The organism is Ruegeria sp. H9, assembly GCF_056532915.1.
Genome location: NZ_JBQFNX010000001.1, coordinates 35,800 through 61,746 on the forward strand (window position 1 = coordinate 35,800; position 25,947 = coordinate 61,746).

Here is a 25,947-nt window from a genome sequence, read left to right on the forward strand (position 1 = left end):
TTCGAATCAGGGACCATCAGGCTCGAGCGGTATCCCGTTGCGAGGGCCGCGCCAACAATAAGGTCTGATCACGATGGCCATGAGCCCTGAACCCGCGCGCGGGACCGCTATAGCTGTATCTGACGGTCGACAGACCGCGTTCACCGGAAATACGCTGGCGGTGGCTTCGATGCTGACGTGGGCGGCGGGTTTCCCGGCGGCTGAGATCCTATTGCAAAGCTGGCCACCTATCGCCCTGTTCGCAGCACGGATGTCTCTTGCGGTGTTGGTCATGGTACCAATCTGGTTGATTCTGGACGGACCGGCTCAGGTATTGCGCGCCCGTTGGGGCCATGCCCTCCTGGTTGGAGGTTTGGGGCTAGGGTCGGGGATGTTCCTGATCCTTGTGGCGCAGAAGCTGACCGACCCAGTTACCGTTGCCATTATCGCCTCGTGTGCGCCTTTGATCGCTACGATCATGGAGCTTGTGGCGGGAACGCGGCGATTGCGCTGGAGCTTTGCGCTGGGATTGGTGATTTCAATCATTGGCGGCCTGATTGCCACCAGCGCGGTGGCACCGGCACAATTAGGACTGGGTGCGATGTGCGCAGTGGTGTCTACCGCGCTGTTCTGTTGGGCCAGCATGGCCACTGCGCGCGACTTCCCCGAGCTTAGCCAGTTGGGCCGTAGCACCATTACCTTGGTCGGAGGATTGTCGACCGCAGCCATTCTAGTACCGTTAGCCGGATTGCTGGGGCTAGAGGTCTTGCCTACACGCCCCGTTGATGTGGCGCAGATGGGTATGTTGGTGTTCTACGCACTGTTCTCACTGGGCCTGAGCCAGTTTTTCTTCATAGCATCAGTAGGAAAATTAGGGGTCGCCCTGGCGTCATTCCACATCAATATCGCGCCATTTTATGTGATGGTGATCATGATGGCGCTGGGCGAGGACTGGAACTGGACCCGCGCGCTGGGCGCGTCGCTGGTGGCGCTTGCAGTCGTGCTGGCGCAGGACCGCAAGCCGCGACCGGTTCAATCCTCTAGCACATCAGATGCGATCAGAGGGAAAAACTGGCCGTCCGACCAGACACCAAACCAACCGTCGTGATGTCTGGCGATCTCGACCAACCGGTAAAAGCTCTTGCGATCAATGCGCGCCTCAAGATTCGCGCGCATCAATATGTAGGGTGAGGGCTCATCAGTTTCCGTATTTAGGACAATGCGGATCGGGTGATCGGGCCCGGCGATGGCTGTATCGCCCACTTGCGTCGTAAAAGTCAGACGTTGGGCTTCGCCTTGTCCCTCATGCTCAAAATCAACGGCAACAAACGGCGCATCCTCGACGGTGATTCCCACCTTTTCAGCGGGAGTGACGAGAAAGTACCTACCCTCTTCTTTCTTAAGAATTGAGGAAAATAGCTTAACAAGCTCGACCCTGTTGATCGGTGACCCTAGATAACTCCAAGTGCCATCTTTGGCGATCCGAATGTCCAGATCGCCACAAAACGGAGGATTCCATAGGTGAACGGGCGGCAAACCCCGCGTTTTGGCCGCTTTGACCGAAGCCGCCAGACCGTCTGGTGAAGGGGTCACGGGTTTTTGTCCGCTCATTGCTTTTGCCATTTCCTCTCAGCGCGATACACTTCAATCATAACAGTCCACGGAAGGGAACCTCATGTCCGAACCTGCCGACCTCGTGTCCGAGATCGAAGCGCTGGAAAACAAGCTGCAAGAGGCCAAATCCTCGATCACCCGCCGCTTTATCGGGCAGGAGAAGGTCGTGGACCTGACCCTGACCGCGCTTTTGTGCGGCGGTCACGCGCTGCTGATCGGTCTGCCGGGGCTGGGCAAGACGCGGTTGGTCGAGACGCTTTCGACCGTGATGGGCCTGCATGGCAACCGCATCCAGTTCACGCCGGACCTGATGCCTGCTGATATTCTGGGCTCGGAAGTGCTGGATACTGCCGAAGATGGCAGCCGCCATTTCCGGTTCATCTCCGGCCCGATTTTCTGTGAGTTGCTGATGGCGGATGAGATCAACCGTGCCAGTCCCCGGACCCAATCGGCGCTGTTGCAGGCGATGCAAGAGCGTACGGTGACAGTCGCGGGCGAAGACCGCGAATTGGGCGTACCGTTCCATGTGCTGGCAACGCAGAACCCGATTGAGCAGGAAGGGACCTATCCATTGCCCGAAGCTCAACTGGACCGGTTTCTAGTGCAGGTCGACGTGGAATATCCGGATCGCCAGACCGAGCGAGATATTCTGCTGGCTACCACGGGGGTCGAGGAAGCCGAGGCGCATCAGATTTTCACCAAAGAGGAATTGCTGGCCGCACAGGTTCTGTTGCGCCGGATGCCTGTAGGAGAGTCGGTTGTCGAACTGATCCTCGATCTGGTCCGCGCCTTCCGCCCGGATGAGGCAGGTGTGTCAGAGCGAGTGAAGGAAACTGTTGCCTGGGGTCCCGGACCGCGCGCTGCGCAGGCTCTGATGATGACCGTGCGCGCAAATGCGATGCTGGAAGGCCGTTTGGCCCCCAATGCCGAGGATGTTCTGACCATGGCCCGTCCGGTTCTCAGCCACCGTATGGCGTTGAACTTCGCGGCGCGGGCACGTGGTGACAGCCTCTCTGACCTGATTGAGTCCACCGCTACTGGGCTGGTCCGAACTGAGGCCGCGGCGTGAGCGCCGCCCAGACCCTACGCGAACGCTCCGAGGCCGAGGCGTCCCGGTTGCCGCCGTTATTGGCGCGTGCCGAGCATCTGGCCGGAACCGTGTTATTGGGCGATCACGGGCGGAGACGCTCGGGTCTGGGGGATGATTTCTGGCAGTACCGCCCTGCGCAGATTGGCGACAGTCGCCGGTTGATCGACCATCGCCGTTCGGCCCGTGGTGATCAGCAGTTTGTACGTGAGCGCGAATGGCAGATTGCACAGTCGATCATGCTTTGGGTCGATCAGGGCGCGTCGATGCGGTTTGCTTCGGACAAGAACTTGCCGACCAAGGCCGATCGTGCGCGCCTGCTGGGGCTGTCGACCGCTATCCTGCTTGTGCGTGGTGGCGAGCGCGTTGGTCTGACTGGCACGACGCTGCCCCCGCGCAGGGGGAATGCTCAGATCATTCGGCTGGCCCAAGCCTGGTCTGAAGATGCGCAAACCGATTACGCGCCACCCGAACACCGCGCCATGATCCCGCATGCGCGTGCGGTGTTTATCTCGGATTTTCTTGGGCCGCTGGACGAGGTCGAGCTGGCCCTTACCAAAGCCGCTGACCGGGGCGTGCGCGGCGTGTTGCTGCAGGTTCTGGACCCCAGCGAGGAGTCCTTTCCCTATTCGGGACGTACCATTTTTGAAAGTGTTGGTGGCACCGCTCGACATGAAACCTTGAAGGCCGCAGACCTGCGTGATCGTTATCTGGATCGCCTTGCGCAGCGTAAGGACGCGCTGACGCAGCTTTGTAGTGCGACCGGATGGCAGATGGGGCTCCATCACACCGGTGACAGTGCTCAATCGGCTCTGTTGTGGCTTTATCGCGCCTTAGATGGGGGTGCGCAATGACGGTTCTTGCAGGCATCGGCTTTACCGCGCCATGGGTGTTGCTGGGCCTTTTGACCCTGCCGATCCTGTGGCTGATCCTGCGCGCTGTTCCGCCTGCGCCGATCCGCCGACTGTTCCCTGCGGTTACCTTGTTGCTGGGCCTTAAGGATGATGAAAGCGTTTCGGACCGTACACCATGGTGGTTGCTGCTACTGCGGATGCTGGCAGCCGCAGCGATCATCATCGGGCTGGCAGGGCCGGTGCTGAACCCCTCACGCGATGAGACCGGATCCGGGCCGCTACTGCTGGTGCTGGATGCAAGCTGGGGGGGCGCGACACGTTGGTCCTCGACACTTGATCAGATTGATGCGCAATTGACGGAAGCCGGGCGGGCGGGTCGTCCTGTGTCGATCTTGCGTCTGACTGAGCCTGAGGCACCTGTGTTTCAGGCCGCCGAGGCGTGGCGTGGGCGTCTGCCGGGCCTTACACCGATGCCGTGGCAACCAACCCAAGCGCAGATTGACCAAACTCTGATCGCGTTGGGACAGGTCGAAGGTGGCTTCGACACCCATTGGTTCAGCGACCGTCTGTCCTATGTCGGCCATGATCGTTTGACTTCTGCCCTACAAGCGCGTGGGGACGTGATTGTCTACCAATCCTCTGCACCCGTTACCGCGATCTTGCCCGCCACCTATCAGGACGGCGCAATCCGACTCAGCGTACAGCGCGCTAATCCAGGACCAGAGGAAAGAGTCACCGTTCTGGCGCAAGGGCGCGACCCGGCAGGAGCAATGCGGGTGCTGCAATCGACCAATCTTGAGTTCGAAAACGGCTCTACGCAGGCGGAAATTGATCTTGCGCTTCCATCGGAACTGCGCGCACGCATTACACGGTTCGAGATTCAAGGCCAGCGCTCTGCCGGTGCCATTACACTGACAGATGACAGCCTGCGTCGGCGCGAAGTGGCATTGATCGCAGGTACCCTGAACCGCGAAGGGTTAGAGTTACTGTCGCCGCTTCACTACCTGACACAGGTACTGATTCCGACCGCTGATTTTGTCGAAGGCGGCCTGGCCGAGATTCTCCCCGCGAACCCGGATGTGATCGTATTGGCGGATGTGGCCAAGCTGTCCGAGTCGGAACAGGCTGAAGTCGTCGAATGGGTTGAACAGGGCGGCCTACTGCTGCGCTTTGCCGGCCCACGCATGGCCGCCAGCGATCTGGGGCGCGATACTGAGGATGCACTGTTGCCGGTTCGACTTCGTAGCGGTGGCCGCTCGGTCGGCGGCGCCATGAGCTGGGGTGAAGCGAAGGGGCTTGCTCCGTTCACTGAAAACTCGCCGTTCTATGGGTTGGAGATTCCTGCGGACGTCTCTGTGACCACTCAGGTCATGGCACAACCAGACCCTAATTTGGCGGATCGGGTCATTGCGTCACTGTCGGATGGCACACCATTGGTGACCCGAAAACCGCTGGGGCTGGGGCAGGTGGTTCTGTTCCATGTCACGGCTGATGCGGAATGGTCCAGCCTGCCGCTGTCCGGGCTGTTTGTCGAAATGCTCGACCGGCTTGCCGTTGCCTCTGCTGCCAAATCGCGTCAAGAGGCTCAGATGCAGGGCACCGTATGGGAGCCGATTCAAATAATGGATGGCTTCGGTGTTTTGACTGACGCAGGAACGCTGCCCGGTGTCGATGGAGTCGAACTGGTTTCTGGGCAAATCGGGCCGGACCTGCGCCCGGGGCTTTATGAAAACGGCAAGCAGAAACTGGCGCGGAATGTTCTTGCCGAGGATGCTGTACTATCCCCGGTGATCTGGCCGTCTGACGTCCCAATCCGGGGTCAGGAGGTCAGCAATGAGACTCCGTTGGAAGGGCTGTTGCTTGGCGTTGCACTGTTGTTGCTGACAATCGATGTGATTGCCTCTTTGGCGTTGTCGGGGCGTTTGGCCAAGGCAACCCCTGTTGCATTTGCGCTTGTTGCCCTGTTCCTTGCCCCTGAGGTGCGGGCACAGACCCCTGAAGACACCGATTTTGCATTGAACGCGACGCATGAGCTTGTGCTGGCCCATGTACTTACCGGGAATGCTCAGGTCGACGATATCGCGCTGGCCGGGCTGCGCGGGTTGGTGCAGACGCTGCATTTTCGCACTTCGGTCGAACCCGCCGACCCGATTGGCATCGACCTTGAACGTGATGAGCTTGCATTCTTTCCGCTGCTCTATTGGCCTGTCACTCCGGACCAGCCGCAGCCCTCGGTTGAAGCCTATGCAAAGCTGAACGCCTATCTGCGTTCGGGCGGGATGATTTTATTTGATACGCGCGACGCCGATATCGCCGGTTTCGGGGCATCCAGCCCCAATGGGCGCAAGCTGCAACAACTGGCCGCCCCGTTGAACATCCCCTCATTAGAGCCTGTCCCGCGTGATCATGTCCTGACCCGCGCCTTTTATCTGCTGCAGGATTTCCCCGGACGATATTCTGGCACCGAGGTCTGGGTCGAAGCCGCGCCACCCGATGCCGAGCAGATCGAAGGAATGCCCTTCCGAAACCTCAACGATAACGTGACCCCGGTAGTGATCGGCGGTAATGACTGGGCCGGGGCCTGGGCGGTGGATCGCAACGGTCAGTCCCTATTGCCCGTGGGTCGCGGTTATGCCGGAGAACGGCAGCGCGAGTTGGCCAATCGGTTTGGGGTTAATCTGGTGATGCATGTGCTGACCGGGAATTACAAATCCGATCAGGTTCACGTGCCCGCGCTTTTGGACAGGTTGGGACAATGACCGGAACCGTCATCTTTGACCCGCTAATCCCGTGGCCGTTTCTGGCAGCCGTGGCATTGATTGCCATGTCAGGTGTGGTTCTGGCGCTTTGGCGCGGTCTGTCGGGCTGGGCCCTGCGCGGCTTGGCGACCTTGGTCATCCTCGGGGCGCTTAGCGGTCCTGTTTATCAGGTCGAAGATCGCGCGCCGCTTACCGACATCGTGTTGATGATCGAAGATGAAAGTGCCAGTCAAACCCTATCGGATCGTGCCGAACAGACTGCTCAGGCTGCCAACGACCTCGCGACCGAGATCGAAGCCCGAGACAATACCGAGCTGCGCCGCATCCAGGTTGGTGACGGCGATGGTGACGAGGGCACGCAGGTCATGGCTGCGCTGAACGCGGCGCTGGCCGAAGAACCCCGTGCGCGGATTGCGGGCATTATCGTGGTGTCAGACGGCATCGTTCATGATGCAGACCTGGCACCCGACCTGCCTGCTCCAATGCATCTGTTGCAGACCGGGCGCGAAGGCGATTGGGATCGGCGCCTGATCGTGCGTAACGCCCCAGCCTTCGCCATTATCGGTGAACCCGTGACCCTGACCCTGCGCGTCGAAGACACTGGCGCTGCGCCTGCCGGAGTTGCAAACGCTCCGCTTGAGATATCCGTCGATGGAGGTGAACCCGAGCAGTTCACCATTCCAATCGGTCTGGACGTCGAGCTCCCGATCACGCTGCCGCATGGTGGTCGGAACGTCATCCAGTTCACGGTCCCGCAGGCCGAGGGCGAACTGACCGACCGCAACAACACGGCTCTGATCCAGATGAACGGTGTGCGGGATCGCCTGCGTGTTCTGCTGGTATCGGGCGAGCCGCATCCGGGCGGGCGTACTTGGCGCAACCTGCTGAAATCTGACAGCTCGGTTGATTTGGTCCATTTCACCATCCTCCGGCCGCCGGAAAAACAGGATGGCGTACCGGTGGATGAGCTCTCACTGATTGCCTTCCCAACGCGAGAGTTGTTTCTGGAGAAGATCAATGATTTCGACCTGATCATCTTTGACCGCTACAAACGGCGCGGCATCCTGCCCGCGATCTATCTGGACAATGTTGGCGACTATATCGTCAATGGTGGCGCGGTGCTGGTCGCTGCTGGCCCTGATTTTGCCACGGCTGACAGCCTGTACCGATCCCCGCTTGGGCCGGTCCTGCCCGCAAAACCCAGTGCGCGGGTTTACGAGGAGCGGTACGTGCCCATGGTCACCGATCTGGGCCAGCGTCATCCGGTTACCGCTGATCTGGGCGATGCTGAGACTTGGGGCGCTTGGCTGCGCCAGATCGATGTCAGCCAGCTGTCCGGCAATATGCTCATGACCGGCGTGGATGATCGTCCGTTGCTGCTGTTGGATCGCGTGGGTGAAGGCCGTGTGGCGCTGATGGCATCAGACCACGCCTGGCTATGGAGCCGCGGCTTTGAGGGCGGTGGCCCGCAGTTGGAACTACTCCGCAGGCTGGCGCATTGGATGATGAAAGAACCCGAGCTTGAGGAAGAGGCGCTGTGGGCCGAAGCGAACGGCCAGTCCATGCGTATTATCCGTCAAACGCTGGAGGATGAGGTTGGCCCGGTCACCGTCACCCTCCCCAACGGCGACACCTTGGAGATTACGCTAAACGAAGTCTCGCCCGGTCGGTTCGAGGCGCAGTACTTCGGCCCTGAAATTGGCCTGTACCGTCTGGAAGAGGGTGCGCATTCTGCCGTGATCGGTCTTGGTCCTGCTGCACCAAAGGAATTCGAGCGCACGATCGCGACCGATGAGATTCTAAGCCCCGTTCTGGCCAGCCTGCGCGGGGGAACGATCCGGTTGGAAGAGGGTCTGCCCTCAATCCGGAATGTCCGTGCGGGCCGACCGGCAGCAGGTCGGGGCTGGATCGGTCTGACCCCGCGCGACGCCTATGAAACCCGCGATGTTACACAGGCCGGGTTGCTTCCACCCTGGCTGGTGCTGTTGCTTGCCGGTGGGTTCCTCTTGGCCGGTTGGTTGCGTGAGGGACGTCGCTAACGCTGCTTAAGCACTTTTTCATGCTCTACCGCGATGCTCTGAGCAGATTATCGCGGGAAAACTTTACATGAGTCTTGCTGAGAAACTGGCGCAGGAACGGCGCGCACGACTGGCGGCCGAGCGGTTGTTGCATCTGAAACAGGCCGAGTTGTCTGCTGCCAACCGCAAATTGGGACGCCATGCTATCGCATTGACACGTCAGATCGATGAGACTCAGGCCGAGGTTGCGACGGTTCGCGATGAAAACGAAAAGGTCAAATCCGATCTGACCGTAGCCAATGCCAAGATCGAAGTGGCTGAACGCCGCCTGTGGCATTCGATCCAGACCATCCCTGACGGGTTTGCCTTTTTCGACGGCAACAACACACTGATCGGTGCCAACGCCGCTTACCTAAGCGTTTTCGATGGGCTGGAAGAGGTCGCGCCGGGGATCAGCTACACGCGTATTCTCGAAATTCTGACCCATGAAGGGATCGTGGATATCGGCGCAGAAAATATCGCGGACTGGCAGGTGCGTATGCTTGCACGCTGGGCGCAACCGCACCCCGAACCCGAGGTGATCCAGTTGTGGAACAGCCAATATATCCGGCTGATTGATCAGCGGGGCCACGGCGGTGACGTGCTGAGCCTGGCGTTGAACATCACAGCCTCGGTCCGGCATGAGGCCGAGCTGGACGCTGCACGTGAACGGGCCGAGGCCGCAAACCGCGCCAAATCCGCCTTTCTGGCCAATATGAGCCATGAGATTCGCACGCCGATGAACGGGATCGTCGGTATGACCGAACTGCTGACCGAAACCCCGATGAACGAAGAACAAAGGCTCTATGTAAGCACAATTCGCAATTCGGGTGAGGCTTTGCTGGTCATCATCAACGATGTTCTCGACTATTCCAAGATCGAGGCCGACAAGTTGACGCTGCACCCCGAACAGTTCGATTTGGAGCGCTGTATCCTTGAGGTCGCGATGCTGTTGCAACCCAGCGTACGCGACAAGGGCCTGACCTTGCTGGTGGACTATGACCTGTTCCTGCCGACGCTTTTTGTGGGTGATCCGGGGCGGATTCGGCAGATTCTGACCAACCTTGTCGGCAATGCAGTGAAGTTTACCGCGCAGGGCCATGTCCTTATCCGGGTGACGGGTGTTCCTGACGCGACAACTGAAACCTGCGACATCCACGTGGCCATCGAAGATACGGGTATCGGAATCAAAGCCGACAAGGTCCCGCACATCTTTGGTGAATTCAATCAGGTTGAGGATGCTCAGAACCGCCAATTCGAAGGCACGGGTTTGGGGCTGGCAATCACCAAGCGGCTGATCTCGATGATGGGCGGTGCCGTCTGGGTCGAAAGTGACGCGGGCAAAGGATCTTGCTTTGGTTTTCGTATCACGCTGCCCACGGCCGAAGGTCCGCAGCCCGTTCCGCCCGATCTGGCGGGGCAGTTGGGCCAGGTTCTGGTGGTCGAGGATATGGCCGTCAACCGCGCCATTTTGACCAAGCAACTGAGCCGCCTTGGGTCTCAGGCGCTCACCTGTTCAACAGGGGCTGAAGCGCTTACTGCAATGGACAAAACTATTGATCTGGTGCTGTGCGATCACGATCTGCCGGACATGGACGGTCTGGAACTCGCCACAACACTGCGCGACAAAGGATGGGGTGATCTGCCAATTGTGGTGATGTCGGCCAATCCGGGTGTGATTCATGCCGATCCGGCCCATCGCCTGATTGACGGCGTGTTGCAAAAGCCCATTCCTCGCGCCGAGCTGTATTCACGGCTGATGGCGCTGGGTGCTCCTGTATTCAAGTCGGATCGCAGTGACGACTGCGTCGCTGATCCCGAGACTCATGCGCAAGTTCCGCAGAATCAGAGGCTGATGCGGGTTCTGGCAGCCGAGGACAATCGAACCAATCAACTGATCCTTCAAAAGATGACCAAAGATCTGAATATCGATTTGAGATTCGTCTCCAATGGGTTGGAGGCGATCGAAACCTTCGCCAGTTTCGACCCGGACCTGATTTTCATGGATATCTCGATGCCCAAGATGGATGGGAAAGAGGCGACGGGTGAAATCCGGCGGCGCGAGATCGGAACGGATCGACATGTTCCCATAGTGGCCCTGACGGCCCATGCCATGACAGGGGATGATCAGGGAATACTGGCAGCCGGGCTTGATCATTATCTGACCAAACCGTTGCACAAGAAACTGATCCACAAGATGATACTGGAACATCGTCCAGCCGATGCCCAATTGGTCGGTGCAGAAGGTGAAAGTACGGAATAGGATCGATTTATGTCAGATGAGCGCGGTTTTCGCCCCCGGGGATTGGGTGAGATTGCAATTCGCTGCGCCGATATGGCGGCAATGGTGTATTTCTATGAGAAGGTGATCGGGTTGCAGCGATTGCAAGGCGACCATAACAGCGCCATCACCTTTTTTCGGATTGCCGAAGGGTTTGGTGGACATACACAGGTGCTGGCCCTGTTTCACCAATCTGTTGGCTCTGAGCGTGGATCGGGCCAGACTGGCGCGGCGGTGCCAGTAACAGGGGGCGCCTCGGCCCTGCACCATATCGCGCTGTCGCTGCCCTTTGTCGAACAGGATGCTGTCATGCGCTGGTACGACCAGATCGACCAGCCTTATCGGGTCGAGCATTTCGGCTGGATCGGCTGGCGCGGTATCTTCACCCAAGACCCCGAAGGGAACACCGTTGAGCTTGTAGCCTACGACTCTTCACTGCTCGATCAGGCCTGATAGGGGCGAACAAACACAGGTTTGTAGTCGTCAGACAGATCTGCCCTGTATTCATAACCACCGCTGTCGAAATCCAGCAGGCCAATGAGATCGGTCAGGCGGTGCTGGATGATGTAGCGTGCCATCGCACCGCGCGCTTTCTTGGCGAAGAAGCTGACGATCTTGGGGGTGCCGCCCTTGTCCTCCATGAAGACCGGGGTCACAACGGGTAGCTTCAGTGCCTTCAGGTCGACCGCGCCGAAGTATTCCTGACTGGCGCAGTTCACCAGAACCTTGCTGTCAGTTTCGGCAGCCTGCGCGTTAAGCACCTTGCTTAGATGATCGCGCCAATATTCGTACAGGTTTTTTCCGCGTCTGGTTTTCAGTTTACTACCCATCTCAAGCCGGTAGGCCTGTATGGCATCCAGCGGGCGCAATACGCCATAAAGCCCGGACAGAATGCGCAGGTGATCCTGTGCCCAGGCCATTTCGTCGGCATCCAGCGATGCGGCTTCAAGCCCTTGATAGGTATCGCCCGCAAACGCCAGTGCGGCAGGGCGCGTCATCTCCGTATCTGGCGCGTCCGAGAACATACGATATCGGTCGCGGTTCAAGCGTGCCAGATCATCGCTCAGATCCATCAGTTTTTTCAGATCGCCCAATGTCAGATTGCGTGCTGTCTTCGACAAGCGGATCGCGTCATCCTGAAAATCGGGTTGTGTCACTTCGACGTTTCGTTCAGCCCAATCCAGCCGCTTGGCCGGGGAAATCACTACCAGCATATCCGCCCTCGTTTCTCGCCTGCTCAGGCGTATCTAGCCCGCCTGTTGCAGCACGTCCAGAAACGCCGCGCCAAACCTTTCGTGACGACGGTCACCCAGAACCTGCTCCATCGCTCGTGGATCATCCGGGTGCAGTTGCGCCACTTTCGCCAGTTGCGAGGCCGTACAGCTTAGCGGTTTGTCGATCCCGTCGGGGCCACGCGACAATTGCGATTGAACCTTAAGCAACTGATCGTAAATGTCGCCCTGATTGCGGCCAGCAAGTTTGCGCCTTGCGGGGTGCAGCTCTTCTACCGCGCCGGTCAGCACCTCAAGGAAAGTGGAACCATAGCGTTCCAGTTTCTTTGACCCGATACCGCTGATCCGCGCCATGTCATCCAGATTTGAAGGTCGGGTTTCTGCCATCTCGATTAGGGTGCGATCAGGAAAAATGACATAAGCTGGGACCCGAGCGGCCTCGGCCAGTGCGCGCCGCTTGGCCTTGAGCGCCGAGAGCAGCGGCGCGTCTTCCTCGGACACCATCGCTTTGACAGCGGGTCGTCGGGTGGCTTTGCGGATGGTATCCTTGCGCAGATCGATCAGCGCCTCACCTTTCAGGATGGGTTTGGCGGTTTCTGTCATACGCAGCGCGCCGTGGCGTTCAGGGTCGGGGCGCACCAAATCATGGCCCATCATCTGCCGGAAGATCGCTTGCCATTGCGGGCGCGACCAGTCCTTGCCGATGCCGTAGGTGGACAGATTGTCGTGTCGCCGTGCGCGAATTTTATCGGTCTCGTTGGCAAGCAGAATGTCGATCAGATGACCTGCGCCGAACCATTCCTCGGTGCGTAGAATGGCGGACAGAGCCATGCGGACGGGCGTTGTGCCGTCGAAGACTTCAGGCGGGTTGTCGCAGAGATCGCACTTGCCGCAGGGTTCAGCCTGTTCCCCAAAATACCCCAGCAAGGTCTGGCGGCGGCATTTTAGGGCTTCGGCCAATCCCAGCAGCGCGTTAAGACGCGCATGATCCGCCATGCGCCGTTCAGGTGGGGCTAGCCCTTCGTCGATCTGTGAGCGTCGTAGTCGGATATCGTCAGGCCCGAACAGGGTCAGGGTCTCGGCTGGTCCACCATCGCGTCCGGCGCGACCGATTTCTTGATAATAGGCCTCGATCGATTTCGGCAAATCCGCATGGGCGACCCAGCGGATGTCCGGCTTGTCGATACCCATGCCAAAGGCGACCGTAGCGACGACAATCAGCCCGTCCTCGCGCGCAAAGCGAGCTTCAACGATGCGGCGATCCTCGGCCTCCATCCCGCCGTGATAGTGGCAGGCCGTGTGACCTTCGGCGCGCAGGGCTTGCGCCAGCACCTCGGTCTTGTTGCGGGTCCCGCAATAGACGATGCCGGATTGAGTTTTGCGCGCGGCAGCGAAATCGAGGATCTGTTTGCGCGGTCCATCCTTGGCGGCAAAAGCCAGATGGATATTGGGCCTGTCGAACCCCCGCAGGAACTTGCGCGGCTCAACACCGTCGAACAGTTTTTCGACGATCTCGTCCTGCGTTTCCGCATCCGCTGTCGCGGTGAACGCGGCGAGGGGAACATTCAAAGCGCGCCGCAGCTCTCCGATCTGCAGATAGTCAGGGCGGAAATCGTGGCCCCATTGGCTGACACAATGGGCCTCATCCACCGCGATCAGATTGACGTTGATCCTGCGCAGCATCCCCAGCGCCGACCCGGCGGCCAGACGCTCGGGCGCCATATACAGAAGCTTGAGCCGTCCAGCCTCTAATGCCTCCCACACCGCATCAGTTTCTTCGGGGGTGTTGCCCGAGGTGAGCGCGCCCGCCTCGACACCGGCTTCCTGCAGCCCACGCACCTGATCGCGCATCAAGGCGATCAGCGGAGAGATCACAACAGTCACGCCGTCTCGCAGCAACGCAGGTAATTGGAAACATAAGGACTTGCCCCCACCAGTGGGCATGATCGCCAGCACGTTTTCACCTGCGGTCACGGCGTCGACGATCTCTTCCTGACCGGGGCGGAAGTCGTCGAATCCGAAAACGTCTCGCAACAAGGGTGCGGAGTCGAACATGCGACGGAGGGTCCTGTTTTATGGTTTATCTGCTCTTAAGACAGGACCATCACATACTAAGATTCGGTGAACAAGAGGTCAGTAGAAATAGACCGCGTTGTTGATCAGGATTATCCGCAACGCATAGACTCCGATCAGCACCACCAGAGGGGTCAGATCCAGACCGCCCATGGCGGGCAGAATGCGGCGAATGGGGCCGTAGATCGGCTCTAACAAACGGTTCAGTCCGTACCAGATTTGCGCCACCAGTTGCTGGTGCAGGTTCAGCACCTGGAAGTTGATCAGCCAGCTCATGATCACATGGGCAAGGATGATGAACCAGACAATGTCCAGGATCAGCAGAAGGATTTGGATCAGCGACAGCATGGGCACTCCGTTCGTCAATTGTCCTGAGACCTAAGCGTCACAGCCGCAAAGAGCAAGTGCGCCCCAACAGAACGCTTGCGAATTGACCCAAAGCCCCGTCTTATGATCGCAACAATAATAATATGGGGCAGAGATGGCTGAGATTTCCAAGCGTAAGCGCATCTGGGGCTGGTGGTTTTTCGACTGGGCCAGCCAGCCGTTCCATACATTGCTAGTGACCTTTGTCTTTGGCCCCTATTTCGCCGGGGTGGCGGCTCAATACTATGCGAATACCGGATTAGACACCGATGCAGCGGCGGCGCAGGCGCAGACCGTCTGGGCGAATTGCCTGACCATAACTGGGCTGATCATCGCGTTCGGAGCGCCCCTGTTGGGCGCGATGGCGGATGTTTCGGGTCGACGCATCCCGTGGATTCTCGGGTTTTCGGTGATGTACGCGGTGGGGTCTGCCGCGTTGTGGTATACGATGCCCGATGGCTCGAACATGTGGTTGATGCTGTCGGCTTTTGGTCTGGGCTTTGTGGGCGCAGAATATGCACTGATCTTCATCAACTCTCAGCTGCCCGATCTGGGTGACGATAGAGAAGTGGGCGAGATTTCAGGTTCGGGCTTCGCCTTCGGCTATTTCGGAGGCCTGCTGTCGCTGGCCATCATGCTGGCGCTGTTTGTTGAACAGCCCAACGGCAAGACCTTGATTGGTATGGATCCGTTGTTCGGGCTGGATGCGGCAACGCGTGAAGGGACGCGGTTTGTCGGCCCCTTCACCGCTGGATGGTTCGTGTTGTTCATGGTGCCGTATTTCCTGTGGGTTCGGGATGATCCTGAGACCAACAAACAGGGTAGCGTGGGTGAGGCGCTGCGCTTGCTGGGCAAGTCCGTGGCGGCTTTGCGTCACCGGGTCAGTCTGGCGACCTATCTGGGGTCGTCGATGTTCTATCGCGACGCGTTGAACGGGCTATACAGTTTCGGAGGCGTCTACGCGCGGTTGGTGCTTGAATGGGACCTGATAAAAATCGGCGTATTTGGAATCGTCAGCGTTCTGGCCTCGGCCATCTTTGCGTGGATCGGGGGCAAGATGGATCGCAAGTACGGCCCTAAACCGGTGATATTGGTTGCGATTTGGGTTCTGATCTTTGTCTGCGTAACGGTTGTGTCGATGGATCGAACACAGATCTACGGAATTTCATTACCCGTAGGCTCGGGCCTGCCGGACATGGCGTTCTTCGGGTGCGGAGTTCTGATCGGCGGCATGGGAGGTATTCTGCAATCCGCCAGCCGTTCAATGATGGTACGCCATACTGATCCCGCCACCCCGGTCGAGAGTTTTGGGCTGTACGGGCTTTCGGGTCGGGCGACCGCCTTTGCAGCGCCGCTATTGATCGGAATAGCAACAGCAGCAACCGGTAGTGCAAGACTGGGGGTGTCACCGATCATTCTGTTGTTTATTCTGGGCCTAGTCCTGATGCGCTGGGTGAAACCGGAAGGGGATCAGAGCAGATGATTTTACTACGTTTTTTGGCCGTTCTGGCCGCAATAGCACTGGCAGGCGTGGCTACGGCACAGCCCTTGGCCAAACAGTTATTCGGAGCCCAGAAGGTTGGGTCGCAGCAAAAATCTGCCGCATTCGGCAGTTATTCGCGCGGGTGCGCCGCCGGGTCGGTGCAACTCCCTGAAACCGGGCCAACTTGGCAAGCCATGCGCCTGTCGCGCAATCGCAATTGGGGGCATCCTCAGGCGATCGACTATGTGCAGGATCTCAGCCGGTTTGCCGCGAAACAACCGGGGTGGAATGGTCTCTATATCGGGGATATCAGCCAACCGCGGGGTGGGCCGATGACCTCGGGCCATCGTTCGCACCAGTTGGGTTTGGATATCGATATCTGGATGCTGCCGGGCGATAACATGCGCCTAAGCCGCAAAGCACGCGAGAATATCTCGTCTATATCCTTGCGCCGCGCGAACGGCGCGTATGTAAACGGCAACTGGACCAAGCAGCACCATGCGGTATTGCGCGAAGCCGCCAAGGACAAGCGCGTTGCCCGGATCTTCGTATTCCCGGGTGCAAAGGTGCAGATGTGCAATGACGAGAAGGGCAACAAAGCCTATCTGCGCAAGATCCGGCCATGGTGGGGACATCACTATCATTTCCACGTGCGGCTGAAATGCCCGAAAGGATCGAAAGGCTGTGTAAATCAGGACCCGCCACCCAAGGGTGATGGTTGCGCCGAGGCGCAGCAATGGGTGCGCAATATTCTGAACCCACCGCCACCTGATCCAAATGCGCCGCCGCCCAAGAAACGTCGTGAATATCGAATGGCGGACCTTCCCCAGCAATGCGCCGCAGTCTTGCAATCCAACTGATTGTTGCAACGCTGTTGGCCAGTGCCGTTTCGGCAGTTGGTACCAGCCCGGCAACGCTTCTAGCCCGATTTGACTGGAACAACAGTGCCGGTTGGTTTGGCGGGTTCTCGGCCCTTCATTTGTCGGAAAACGGCCGGCAAATGATCGTGCTCGGCGACCGGTCGAGGCTTGTGACCGCGCGGATCAACCGGGATGGAGACCAAATCAGGAATATCCAGATACTGAGATACGGACCCATCTTCTCGAGCAAAGGGCGCAGCCTGAGCGGTCGGGCAGGGGATTCCGAAGGGATCGCTGTCGCTCCGGATGGGAGCCTATATATCTCGTTCGAAGGTGTGCACCGAGTGGTCCATTATTCCACACCGGGGGCCAAAGCCAAGGTATTGCCCCGCCCGGAGGCTTTTCATGATTTAGAGCGCAATGGCTCGTTCGAAGCATTGGCGATCGATGATCGGGGCAGGCTTTACACCCTGACCGAGAAATCCCGCACCGCAGACGGTAAAATCCTCGTCTATCGGTGGGATGGCCACCACTGGACAAGGCCGTTTGTTTTGCCGCCGAGTGGAAGGTTCCTGCCGGTTGCGGCAGATTTTGGGCCCGATGGGCGTTTGTATGTGTTAGAGCGCGCGGTGTCATTTTTCGGCTTCCGCTCGCGACTGCGGCGCTGGGTGATCGCAGATGATGCACCCGTGTCACAAGAGATTCTGTTCGAAACCAGCACCGGGACGCATGACAATCTCGAGGGCCTTTCTGTCTGGCGCGATGTGCAGGGGCGGCTGCGCGCAACGATGATTTCCGACGACAACTTCTTCTTTCTGCAACGCACTGAATTGGTCGAATACTTGCTGCCTGATTGACAGGCGGCAGACAAAGGTCTAAACGCACGGCCTGCCTCGGGATGAGCCTGGGGCCAAGTCGCCGCTACCTTGTCAAAACGGGCATCTGAAAATGCAACGCAGCTTTATTCCCGGCATCCTTGCCATGGCCTCGATCGTCGTGGCCTCAAACATCCTGGTCCAGTTCCTGATCCTTGACGGCCTGTTGACCTGGGGTGCCTTCACCTATCCGTTGGCCTTTCTGGTCACCGACATCATGAACCGCGTCTACGGCGTGGGTCCGGCCCGCAAGGTCGTATTCGCCGGATTTGTCACCGGTATCATCTGCTCGCTGATCGGCAGCCAGATCATGCTGCAGGGTGACGGCTTCACCTATGCCGCCGTGCCGCTGCGCATCGCAGTCGCTTCGGGCACCGCCTTCCTGATCGCGCAATTGACCGACGTCACTGTGTTCAACTCACTGCGTGGTGGCCGCTGGTGGCGCGCGCCGCTGGTGTCGACACTGGTCGGTTCAGCGCTGGACACCGCGATCTTCTTTACGCTGGCGTTCTCGGCCTCGGTTACCGTCTTTGGTGCCAATGCAGACGCTGCGATCAACTGGGCGTGGGAGCCTGTGCCCTTCATGCTGTCCGGCCCGATGGCCCCGCTGTGGGTGACGCTGGCCTTCGCTGACTGGCTGGTGAAACTGTCGCTGGCACTAATCGCCCTGATTCCGTTCAAGGTGATTGTTGCCCGTCTGACCGCTGCACAGCCTGCGTAAAAAAGTTCTTTGAGATTGGCACAACTTGTGTCACGCTCCTTGTTAACCGCAACAGATAGAAAAGGAGGTGATCCAGTGTCGAGAAAGAGATTGGAGAGAGGTGTTGGAACAACCGGGGGGATCGCCTGTTAAGGCAGCCCTTGGCGGAGCGCTCGCTCCGGCTGGTCGATTGATCTAACCGACCCAACCTCCTGAACTTTCGAAGGGCCGTCCCGCCGGGGCGGCCCTTTTTGTTTTCAACTGCGCCCTGTAAGGTCCGATCCATGTTGCGCATCACCGACGATATCGCCCTGCAAGACTGGGAAATGACCGAAAGCTTCGTGCGGTCCTCTGGTCCGGGTGGGCAGAACGTCAACAAGGTCTCCACCGCCGTTGAGCTGCGGTTCGAGGCCGCGCGCTCACCCTCCTTGCCTGATCCGGTCAAGACACGTTTGAAACGGCTGGCCGGACGTCGCTGGACCAAGGACGGCGCCATCATCATTCAATGTGAAGAAACACGGTCTCAGGCCCGCAACCGCGACATCGCGCGCGCCCGGTTGGCTGAACTGATCACGCGGGCTTTGGTCAATCCCAAGCGCAGGATCGCGACCAAACCCACTTATGGTTCGGTCAAGCGAAGGCTTGCTGCTAAGAAAGCCCGCGCGGATGTCAAAGCCCTGCGAGGCAAAGTGTCCGAAGATTGATCTGGCAGTTTCGCTGCACGTTGCTACTCTGCCGGTGCAAGACGCAGGGGAGGTAAAGCCATGAGGCTTGAGGGAAAAACCGCCATCGTAACCGGCGGTGCATCCGGGTTCGGCGCAGGGATTGTGCAAAAATTCTTGGCCGAAGGTGCCCGCGTGATGATCGCAGATATCAATGGCGAAGCGGCTTCCGACATGGCGTCTGCGGTCGGCACGAATGCCATCGCACAGCGCGTTGACGTCTCGGATGCGGCATCGGTTCAGGCCATGGCACATGCGGTGTCGGAAGAATTCGGAAAGCTTGATATTCTGGTGAATAATGCGGGCGTGACGCACCTGCCGGCCCCACTTGAGGACGTCGATGACGATGAATTCGACCGCGTCTTCGCCGTGAACATGAAATCCGTTTACCTGACCGCGCGCGCCTTTGTTCCGCAGATGAAGATACGCGGCGCGGGGACGATCCTGAACGTGGCCTCAACGGCAGGCCTGTCGCCGCGGCCCAATCTGAACTGGTACAACGCCTCCAAAGGCTGGATGATCACCGCGACCAAGACGATGGCCGTCGAACTTGCCCCCTCGGGCGTGCGCGTTAACGCGATCTGCCCGGTGGCGGGTGAAACCCCGCTGCTGAAATCCTTCATGGGTGAAGACACCCCGGAAATCCGCGCCAAATTCCTGTCGACGATCCCGCTTGGTCGCTTCTCAACCCCCGAAGACATGGCAAACGCCGCCTGTTTCCTCTGCTCGGACGAGGCCAGCATGATCACCGGCACAGCCCTAGAAGTGGACGGAGGCCGATGCATCTGATCCGCCCTTCATCTGGCCATAAATATCTCCGCCGGAGGCAGCGCGCGCCAGCGCGATTTCCGGCCCAGTGTGCGAGACGAAAATGAACCCCGGACCCAGAAACCTGATCACTGATGTCGCTGGCCTCATGGTTGGCAATGCGCACGATGATACGCTTAAATCAGGCACAACTGTCCTGACGGCGGACAACCCGTTCACAGCTTCGGTTCATGTGATGGGCGGCGCCCCCGGCACGCGTGAGACCGACCTTCTGGCGGTCGACAAAACTGTTGATCGGGTCGACGCGATTGCTTTGTCCGGCGGCTCGGCCTTTGGACTGGATGCGTGCTCGGGCGTTTCAGACGCATTGCGCGCTCAGGGGCGCGGATTTCAGGTCGGTTCGGCAGTCGTGCCCATCGTACCGGGCGCGATTCTGTTCGATCTACTCAATGGTGGAGATAAGAACTGGACCGAAAATCCTTATCGCGATCTGGGGAAGTCTGCGTATCTCACCGCCTCACCAGAATTTGAACTGGGCTCGGTGGGGGCTGGTACCGGCGCATTGGCCGCGATGCACAAGGGTGGCTTAGGCTCGGCTTCTTTAAAGCTTGAGGGTGGCGTAACCGTCGGCGCGCTGGTTGCGGCCAATCCGCTTGGCAGCGTAACCACACCGGGTGATCGGCATTTTTGGGCTGCGCCGTTCGAGATAGATGACGAGTTCGGTGGATTGGGGCCAGACCCGGCCTCGGGCCTTGGTTCCTCTCTTGTCAGCCGCAAGGCGCAAATGATGCATTCTGCTCCGCCAGATCGCGCAAACACCACGATTGCTATAGTTGCAACTGATGCAGCGCTGACCAAACCGCAATGCCAGCGTCTGGCGGTAGCAGCCCATGACGGCATCGCCCGCGCCATCGTACCTGCGCACACGCCTGGCGATGGAGATCTGGTATTCGGTCTCAGCACCGGCGCGCGCACGGTTGGCCCCGAGGCGATGGCGATGATCGGCCATGCGGCCTCGATCTGTCTTGCGCGCGCGATTGCACGGGCGATCTATCTGGCTTCCCCCCGCGCTGGCGACCTGCTGCCCTGCTGGTCGCAGTTACATGACTTCGGTTAAGTACGACACCGATCGCCTGTGACACAGTGCCGTCGCGCGGCAATCTGCGCGTTGACTCTCTGCTGTGCCAGCGATCCATTCGGTGCAGCCAATTCATATCGGAGCAAAAGCTATGAATCGTATCCTTGCCACCGCAATTGCCGGTCTGCTGGCCCTTCCTGTCTATGCAGAAGGTGATGCCGAAGCGGGTAAGAAGACCTTCAACAAATGCAAATCCTGTCACATGATTGCTGACCCTGCGGGTGAAGTTATCGTTAAGGGCGGTAAGACGGGTCCGAACCTGTACGGAATCGCAGGCCGCACTGCCGGCACTGAAGAAGGCTTCAGATACGGCGATAGCATCGTGGCCGCGGGCGAAAATGGGCTGGTCTGGGATGAAGAGACTTTCGTGGCCTACGCCCAAGACCCCAAAGCATTCTTGAAAGACTATTTGGGGGAAACCTCGGCCAAGTCGAAAATGACCTTCAAGCTGAAGAAAGGCGCCGAAGACGTTTACGCCTATATCGTGAGCATTTCGGGAGAGTAACTCCGCCAACAGGTTTACAGACGAACTTCGAAATGCCGCAGCCCCTGCGGCCTTTCGTGCGATTGATTGACATTGTAATCAGCGCCACTTTGGGGAAAACCGGTAAGGCCATGTGCACCGGAGATCGCCAACAGGAGACGACAGATGGGAATCTTGATCCCGGCTTGGGTTGAGGGCGAACTGACACCCGTCGACAAGCTGGAGGCGCATGAAAAGGGGCTGCGACACAAGGCTGTGTCCGTGTTTGCCGTGCGCGGGACCGAGATATTGCTGCAACGCCGGGCGATGGGCAAATACCACACGCCGGGTCTATGGGCGAATACCTGTTGTACGCATCCGGATTGGGACGAAAGCGCTTCGCATTGTGCCGTCCGGCGCCTGCGCGAAGAATTGGGCATCACCGGGCTTTATCCCGAATATCGGCATCGATTGGAGTATCACGCCGATGTCGGCAATGGAATGGTCGAGAACGAGGTGGTCGATGTCTTTCTGGCCCATGTGCGTGGAGCCTTGAAAATCGAGCCTAACCCGGAAGAAGTGATGGATATCCGCTGGGTCGATTACCACGATCTGCTGGCCGAGGTGAAGCGGCACCCCGACCGTTTTACCCCGTGGCTCAAGATTTATCTGCACAATCACGCTGACACGATATTTGGACCTGACCTGATAATCTCGGCCAATTCATAACCCTGCCTTGCAAGGCGGACGCAAGCGGCATACATCAACGCGTCATGGCCAAGCAGAAGCAGAATACTGACCCGAATTACAAAGTGATCGCCGAAAACCGGCGTGCGCGCTTCGACTATGCGATCGAAGACGATCTCGAATGCGGTATTGTTCTGGAAGGGTCCGAGGTCAAATCCCTGCGTGCCGGTGGGTCGAACATTGCTGAAAGCTATGCGTCCGTCGATGATGGAGAGCTATGGCTAATCAACAGCTATATCGCGCCCTATGAGCAGGCCAAGGTCTTCAAACATGAAGAACGCCGCCGCCGTAAACTGCTGGTGTCACGCAAGGAACTGTCGAACCTGTGGAACGCGACCCAACGCAAAGGCATGACGCTGGTGCCGCTGGTGCTTTATTTTAATCACAAGGGTCGGGCGAAGCTGAAGATCGGCATCGCCAAAGGTAAGAAGCTGCACGACAAGCGCGAAACGCAGGCCAAGCGCGACTGGTCACGGCAGAAACAGCGCTTGATGAAGGACCACAGTTAGAACGCCATGGCCGCCTGAACCGCGCGTTGCCAGCGTGCATAGGCCGCGTCTCGGTCAGCTACGGGTTTTGCAGGCTCAAACCGCCGGTCCAGATCCCAGGTTTCGGCGAATCCGGCCTGATCCGGGTAGACACCCGCTTTCATGCCCGCCAGCCATGCGGCACCAAGCGCGGTGGTTTCCTGCATCACCGGGCGGTCGACCGGGGCGCCCAGAATGTCGGAAAGCCCCTGCATGGCCCAGTCCGAGGCGCTCATTCCGCCGTCGACGCGCAGGATCACGTCAGTCTCTGCGCCCCAATCGCCCTGCATGGCGTGCCACAGGTCGCGGGTCTGGAACGCGATGCTTTCCAGCGTGGCGCGCGTGATTTCGGCGCGGCCTGAATTGCGAGTCAGGCCAAAGATTGCGCCCCGGCAATCGGGTTTCCAATAAGGCGCGCCCAGCCCAGTAAAGGCAGGGACGAGAACAACGTGCTGGTTCGGATCAGCTTTGGCGGCCAGTTCACCGCTTTGCGGTGCGGTTTCGATGATTTGCAACGCATCGCGCAGCCATTGCACCGCCGCACCGGCAATGAAAATCGAGCCTTCAAGCGCATAGGTTTTCTGCCCGTCCAACTGATAGGCAATTGTCGTTAGCAGCCGGTTTTTCGATTCAACTGGCTGCGTACCGGTGTTGAGTAGTGCGAAACAGCCCGTGCCATAGGTGGATTTCATCATGCCCGGCTGGAAACAGGCCTGTCCGATGGTGGCAGCTTGCTGATCCCCCGCCACGCCGAGAATTGGAATATTACCGCTAAACAGGGAGGTCGATCCGAAGTCAGCGGCGCAATCGCGCACGTCGGGCAACAAAGCTTGGGGGATGTCCAGCAAGTCGCAGATCTCGGTACTCCATTCCCCTTTGTGAATATCGAATAGCAATGTGCGGGCCGCATTGGTGGCGTCGGTGGCGTGCACGCGCCCTTCTGTCAGTCGCCAGATCAGGAAGGTATCGATTGTGCCGAACAGCAGCTCTCCGGCGGCGACACGGTCGCGTGCGCCGGGGACGGTATCAAGCAACCATTTGACCTTGGTGCCTGAAAAATAAGGATCTAGCAGCAGACCGGTCTGGGCAGTTACGTCATCCTCGCATCCCGCTTTGCGAAGACGCTCGCAAATCTCAGCGGTGCGACGGTCCTGCCAGACGATTGCGTTGTGAATGGGGGCCCCAGTGGCGCGATCCCAGATGACAGTGGTTTCGCGTTGGTTGGTAATCCCGATACCAGCGATCTGTGCCGCGGATACACCTGCCGTTTGCATCACTTCACGGCAAACCGTCAGAACGCTGTCCCATATCTCCTCGGCATCATGCTCAACCCAGCCTTCCTGTGGGAAATGCTGGGTAAACTCGTGCTGCGCAGTGCCGACGCGCTGCATTTGCGCGTCGAACAGGATTGCACGAGACGATGTGGTGCCCTGATCGATTGCCAGAATATAGGTCATTCCTGCGCCCCTCCCGCTTTGGTTTTGCAGGACTTTAGCGCAAACACAACCAAACGTACCAGAGGGGAAATCAGACCGGAGACACCGGTAGATTGTCGATCAGCCGCACGCCGTCGACCAAGGCTGCCGCAAACAGTCGTGCGGGTCGTTTGGCATGGGTCATAGGCTCCAGCGTTTCAGCGCAGCGTAGTTGCAGATACTCCACTTCGTTGAAGCCGGCGGCCAAAAGATCGGCCTGTGCCTGAGAAGCCAAAGCTTCGAATTCTTCGCCGTTTTTCAGCGCCTGAACAACTGCACGCATGATACGATGTTTTTCGGCTGCGATGGCCAGACCATCCTCGGATAGCCTTTGATTGCGCGAAGACATTGCGAGGCCCGAAGGTTCACGCACCGTGGGGCAACCAATCACCTCGATAGGGATATCGAGGTCGCGGGCCATCCGGCGGACGATCATAAGCTGCTGATAGTCTTTTTCCCCGAAATAGGCTCGATCCGCTTGCGTTTGCAGGAACAGCTTGGCGACAACTGTTGCCACACCATCGAAATGACCCGGGCGAAATTCTCCCTCCATCGCGTCGGTCAGACCCGAGACCGAGACTGTGGTGGCGAAGCCATCTGGGTAAATCTCATCCGGGTCGGGCGTGTAGATCGCATCGACGTTGTAAGGCGTGAGTTTTTTTGCGTCTTCTTGTTCGGTGCGCGGATAGTTGGCGAGGTCTTCGGGGTTGTTGAACTGCTTGGGGTTTACAAAGATCGTCACGATCACCCGGTCGCAAGCCGTCTTCGCGGCTTCGGCCAGCGACAGATGCCCCTGGTGCAGCGCACCCATGGTGGGGACAACTCCGATCACCTCACCATTCAGATGCCAATCACGGGTCAGAGCGCGCAAGTCTGCCAGTCGACGCAGAATAGGCGCGGTCATGACTTGGGTCCTTTGACGGGTACGGCATCGGCAAAGACATGTTCGTCTGCCGGGAAGCTTCGCGCACGAACCTCGGCTGCGTATTCAGCAATGGCGGCTTCGGCCAACGGGCCAAGATCAGCATAGCGTTTGACGAATTTCGGTTTGAAGGCGGTGAAAAAGCCAAGCATATCGTCCACCACCAGAATTTGCCCGTCACACCCGGCCGAGGCACCAATGCCGATTGTGGGGATCGCAATCTCAGCGGTAATCCGGTTGGCCAAACCCTGCGGAACTTTCTCTAACACGACCGAGAACGCGCCTGCTTCGGCGACGGCCTGGGCGTCGGCCAATACGGCATCGGCCTGTTCGTCGCGCCCTTGTACCTTATAGCCACCCAAAGTGTTTATCGACTGCGGTGTCAGGCCAATATGTGCCATCACCGGGATCCCGCGTTTGACCAGAAACCGGATGGTTTCAGCCATCTCGACCCCACCTTCCAGCTTAACCGCCCCTGCTCCTGTTTCCGACATCAGCCGGGCTGCGTTGCGGAATGCCTGAGCCGGGTCATGCTCGTAGCTGGCGAAAGGCATGTCGACCACCATCATTGCCTTGTCCAGACCACGGGCAACGGCCTGGCCGTGCATGATCATCATCTCCATCGTCACACCAAGGGTCGACGTCAACCCGTGCAACACCATGCCGACGCTGTCACCGACCAGAACGAAGTCACAATGCGCATCCATCAACTGCGCCATCGGTGTTGTGTAGGCGGTCAACGAGACCAGAGGATCAGTACCTTTCCGGGCGCGGATATCCTCGGCGTTCGGGGCTTTCTTGCGGGCGGTGGCGCTCATGCTCGCTCCTCGCAGGGTTCATGTTGCAGCGCGGCATAGCAGATGCGGAAGGCGCAAAGAAACCCCGGTTGCGCCAACAATTCCTTGATTGACCTCGGGTTTGCGAGGACATTGGTCGCAGATCGGCCCGAAAAAAGCAGGGCTAGC

24 protein-coding genes are annotated in these 25,947 nt (G+C 58.8%); 17 read left to right on the forward strand and 7 right to left on the reverse strand.

The window, feature by feature from the left end; translation table 11 throughout:
- Positions 1–73 precede the first annotated feature (73 nt).
- Positions 74–1,087, forward strand: coding sequence for a DMT family transporter (locus tag ACR0CZ_RS00165; RefSeq protein WP_480746693.1), 1,014 nt, complete (start codon positions 74–76; stop codon positions 1,085–1,087).
- On the opposite strand, the gene ACR0CZ_RS00170 is transcribed toward ACR0CZ_RS00165, so the two are convergent.
- A complete protein-coding gene (locus tag ACR0CZ_RS00170) occupies positions 1,012–1,590 on the reverse strand; it encodes a DUF1285 domain-containing protein (RefSeq protein ID WP_480503076.1) in 579 nt (192 codons plus the stop codon). The genes ACR0CZ_RS00165 and ACR0CZ_RS00170 overlap by 76 nt on opposite strands.
- A gap of 64 nt (positions 1,591–1,654) precedes the next feature.
- Here ACR0CZ_RS00170 and ACR0CZ_RS00175 point away from each other — a divergent pair, with 64 nt between their 5' ends.
- The 6 genes from ACR0CZ_RS00175 (at position 1,655) to ACR0CZ_RS00200 (ending at position 11,084) form a co-directional block, all read left to right on the forward strand.
- On the forward strand, positions 1,655–2,662 hold the full coding sequence (locus ACR0CZ_RS00175; RefSeq protein ID WP_170394959.1) for an AAA family ATPase: 1,008 nt from the start codon (positions 1,655–1,657) through the stop codon (positions 2,660–2,662).
- Positions 2,659–3,534, forward strand: coding sequence for a DUF58 domain-containing protein (locus ACR0CZ_RS00180; RefSeq protein WP_170394958.1), 876 nt, complete (start codon positions 2,659–2,661; stop codon positions 3,532–3,534). The genes ACR0CZ_RS00175 and ACR0CZ_RS00180 overlap by 4 nt, the downstream gene beginning before the upstream one ends.
- A complete protein-coding gene (locus ACR0CZ_RS00185) occupies positions 3,531–6,293 on the forward strand; it encodes a DUF4159 domain-containing protein (RefSeq protein ID WP_170466686.1) in 2,763 nt (920 codons plus the stop codon). The genes ACR0CZ_RS00180 and ACR0CZ_RS00185 overlap by 4 nt, the downstream gene beginning before the upstream one ends.
- Complete coding sequence (locus ACR0CZ_RS00190; RefSeq protein WP_170394954.1) at positions 6,290–8,332, forward strand: hypothetical protein; 2,043 nt, start codon at positions 6,290–6,292, stop codon at positions 8,330–8,332. Before ACR0CZ_RS00185 ends, ACR0CZ_RS00190 begins: the two co-directional genes overlap by 4 nt.
- A 67-nt stretch (positions 8,333–8,399) precedes the next feature.
- Complete coding sequence (locus ACR0CZ_RS00195; protein ID WP_170394952.1) at positions 8,400–10,613, forward strand: response regulator; 2,214 nt, start codon at positions 8,400–8,402, stop codon at positions 10,611–10,613.
- A gap of 9 nt (positions 10,614–10,622) precedes the next feature.
- Positions 10,623–11,084 (forward strand): VOC family protein, encoded by a 462-nt coding sequence (locus ACR0CZ_RS00200; protein WP_170394950.1) that lies wholly within the window; start codon positions 10,623–10,625, stop codon positions 11,082–11,084.
- On the opposite strand, the gene yaaA is transcribed toward ACR0CZ_RS00200, so the two are convergent.
- From yaaA to ACR0CZ_RS00215, 3 genes are all read right to left on the reverse strand, one after another.
- Complete coding sequence (yaaA, locus tag ACR0CZ_RS00205) at positions 11,075–11,845, reverse strand: peroxide stress protein YaaA (protein ID WP_170394948.1); 771 nt, start codon at positions 11,843–11,845, stop codon at positions 11,075–11,077. The two genes, ACR0CZ_RS00200 and yaaA, sit on opposite strands and share 10 nt — an antisense overlap.
- A gap of 33 nt (positions 11,846–11,878) precedes the next feature.
- Complete coding sequence (gene recQ, locus ACR0CZ_RS00210; protein ID WP_170394945.1) at positions 11,879–13,918, reverse strand: DNA helicase RecQ; 2,040 nt, start codon at positions 13,916–13,918, stop codon at positions 11,879–11,881.
- A gap of 78 nt (positions 13,919–13,996) precedes the next feature.
- On the reverse strand, positions 13,997–14,284 hold the full coding sequence (locus ACR0CZ_RS00215) for a YggT family protein (protein WP_170394943.1): 288 nt from the start codon (positions 14,282–14,284) through the stop codon (positions 13,997–13,999).
- 133 nt (positions 14,285–14,417) lie between these two features.
- Between ACR0CZ_RS00215 and ACR0CZ_RS00220 the strand changes: the two genes are divergently transcribed.
- The 10 genes from ACR0CZ_RS00220 (at position 14,418) to smpB (ending at position 22,567) form a co-directional block, all read left to right on the forward strand.
- Positions 14,418–15,785: an MFS transporter gene (locus ACR0CZ_RS00220; protein ID WP_170394940.1), complete on the forward strand. Its 1,368-nt coding sequence runs from the start codon at positions 14,418–14,420 to the stop codon at positions 15,783–15,785.
- The gene (gene mepA / locus ACR0CZ_RS00225; protein ID WP_170394937.1) at positions 15,782–16,645 is read left to right on the forward strand and encodes a penicillin-insensitive murein endopeptidase; all 864 of its coding nucleotides are present in this window, start codon (positions 15,782–15,784) and stop codon (positions 16,643–16,645) included. The genes ACR0CZ_RS00220 and mepA overlap by 4 nt, the downstream gene beginning before the upstream one ends.
- Positions 16,618–17,502, forward strand: coding sequence for an esterase-like activity of phytase family protein (locus ACR0CZ_RS00230; RefSeq protein WP_170394933.1), 885 nt, complete (start codon positions 16,618–16,620; stop codon positions 17,500–17,502). The genes mepA and ACR0CZ_RS00230 overlap by 28 nt, the downstream gene beginning before the upstream one ends.
- A gap of 91 nt (positions 17,503–17,593) precedes the next feature.
- Complete coding sequence (locus tag ACR0CZ_RS00235) at positions 17,594–18,241, forward strand: queuosine precursor transporter (RefSeq protein ID WP_170394930.1); 648 nt, start codon at positions 17,594–17,596, stop codon at positions 18,239–18,241.
- Between the two features lie 263 nt (positions 18,242–18,504).
- Positions 18,505–18,924, forward strand: a complete 420-nt coding sequence (gene arfB, locus ACR0CZ_RS00240) for an alternative ribosome rescue aminoacyl-tRNA hydrolase ArfB (protein ID WP_170394928.1) — start codon at positions 18,505–18,507, stop codon at positions 18,922–18,924.
- A gap of 60 nt (positions 18,925–18,984) precedes the next feature.
- Positions 18,985–19,731 (forward strand): SDR family oxidoreductase, encoded by a 747-nt coding sequence (locus ACR0CZ_RS00245; RefSeq protein WP_170394926.1) that lies wholly within the window; start codon positions 18,985–18,987, stop codon positions 19,729–19,731.
- Between the two features lie 82 nt (positions 19,732–19,813).
- Positions 19,814–20,827: a P1 family peptidase gene (locus ACR0CZ_RS00250; RefSeq protein WP_170394923.1), complete on the forward strand. Its 1,014-nt coding sequence runs from the start codon at positions 19,814–19,816 to the stop codon at positions 20,825–20,827.
- A 112-nt stretch (positions 20,828–20,939) separates the two neighbouring features.
- Positions 20,940–21,353, forward strand: coding sequence for a cytochrome c family protein (locus tag ACR0CZ_RS00255; RefSeq protein WP_170664306.1), 414 nt, complete (start codon positions 20,940–20,942; stop codon positions 21,351–21,353).
- A 144-nt stretch (positions 21,354–21,497) separates the two neighbouring features.
- Complete coding sequence (gene idi / locus ACR0CZ_RS00260; RefSeq protein WP_170394917.1) at positions 21,498–22,040, forward strand: isopentenyl-diphosphate Delta-isomerase; 543 nt, start codon at positions 21,498–21,500, stop codon at positions 22,038–22,040.
- Positions 22,041–22,084: 44 nt separating this feature from the next.
- Positions 22,085–22,567 (forward strand): SsrA-binding protein SmpB, encoded by a 483-nt coding sequence (gene smpB / locus ACR0CZ_RS00265; RefSeq protein ID WP_170394914.1) that lies wholly within the window; start codon positions 22,085–22,087, stop codon positions 22,565–22,567.
- On the opposite strand, the gene glpK is transcribed toward smpB, so the two are convergent.
- The 3 genes from glpK to panB form a co-directional block, all read right to left on the reverse strand.
- Positions 22,564–24,042, reverse strand: coding sequence for a glycerol kinase GlpK (gene glpK / locus ACR0CZ_RS00270; RefSeq protein WP_170394911.1), 1,479 nt, complete (start codon positions 24,040–24,042; stop codon positions 22,564–22,566). The genes smpB and glpK overlap by 4 nt on opposite strands.
- 70 nt (positions 24,043–24,112) lie before the next feature.
- On the reverse strand, positions 24,113–24,964 hold the full coding sequence (gene panC, locus ACR0CZ_RS00275) for a pantoate--beta-alanine ligase (protein ID WP_170394908.1): 852 nt from the start codon (positions 24,962–24,964) through the stop codon (positions 24,113–24,115).
- On the reverse strand, positions 24,961–25,800 hold the full coding sequence (panB, locus tag ACR0CZ_RS00280) for a 3-methyl-2-oxobutanoate hydroxymethyltransferase (RefSeq protein ID WP_170394905.1): 840 nt from the start codon (positions 25,798–25,800) through the stop codon (positions 24,961–24,963). The genes panC and panB overlap by 4 nt, the downstream gene beginning before the upstream one ends.
- Positions 25,801–25,947: the final 147 nt, after the last annotated feature.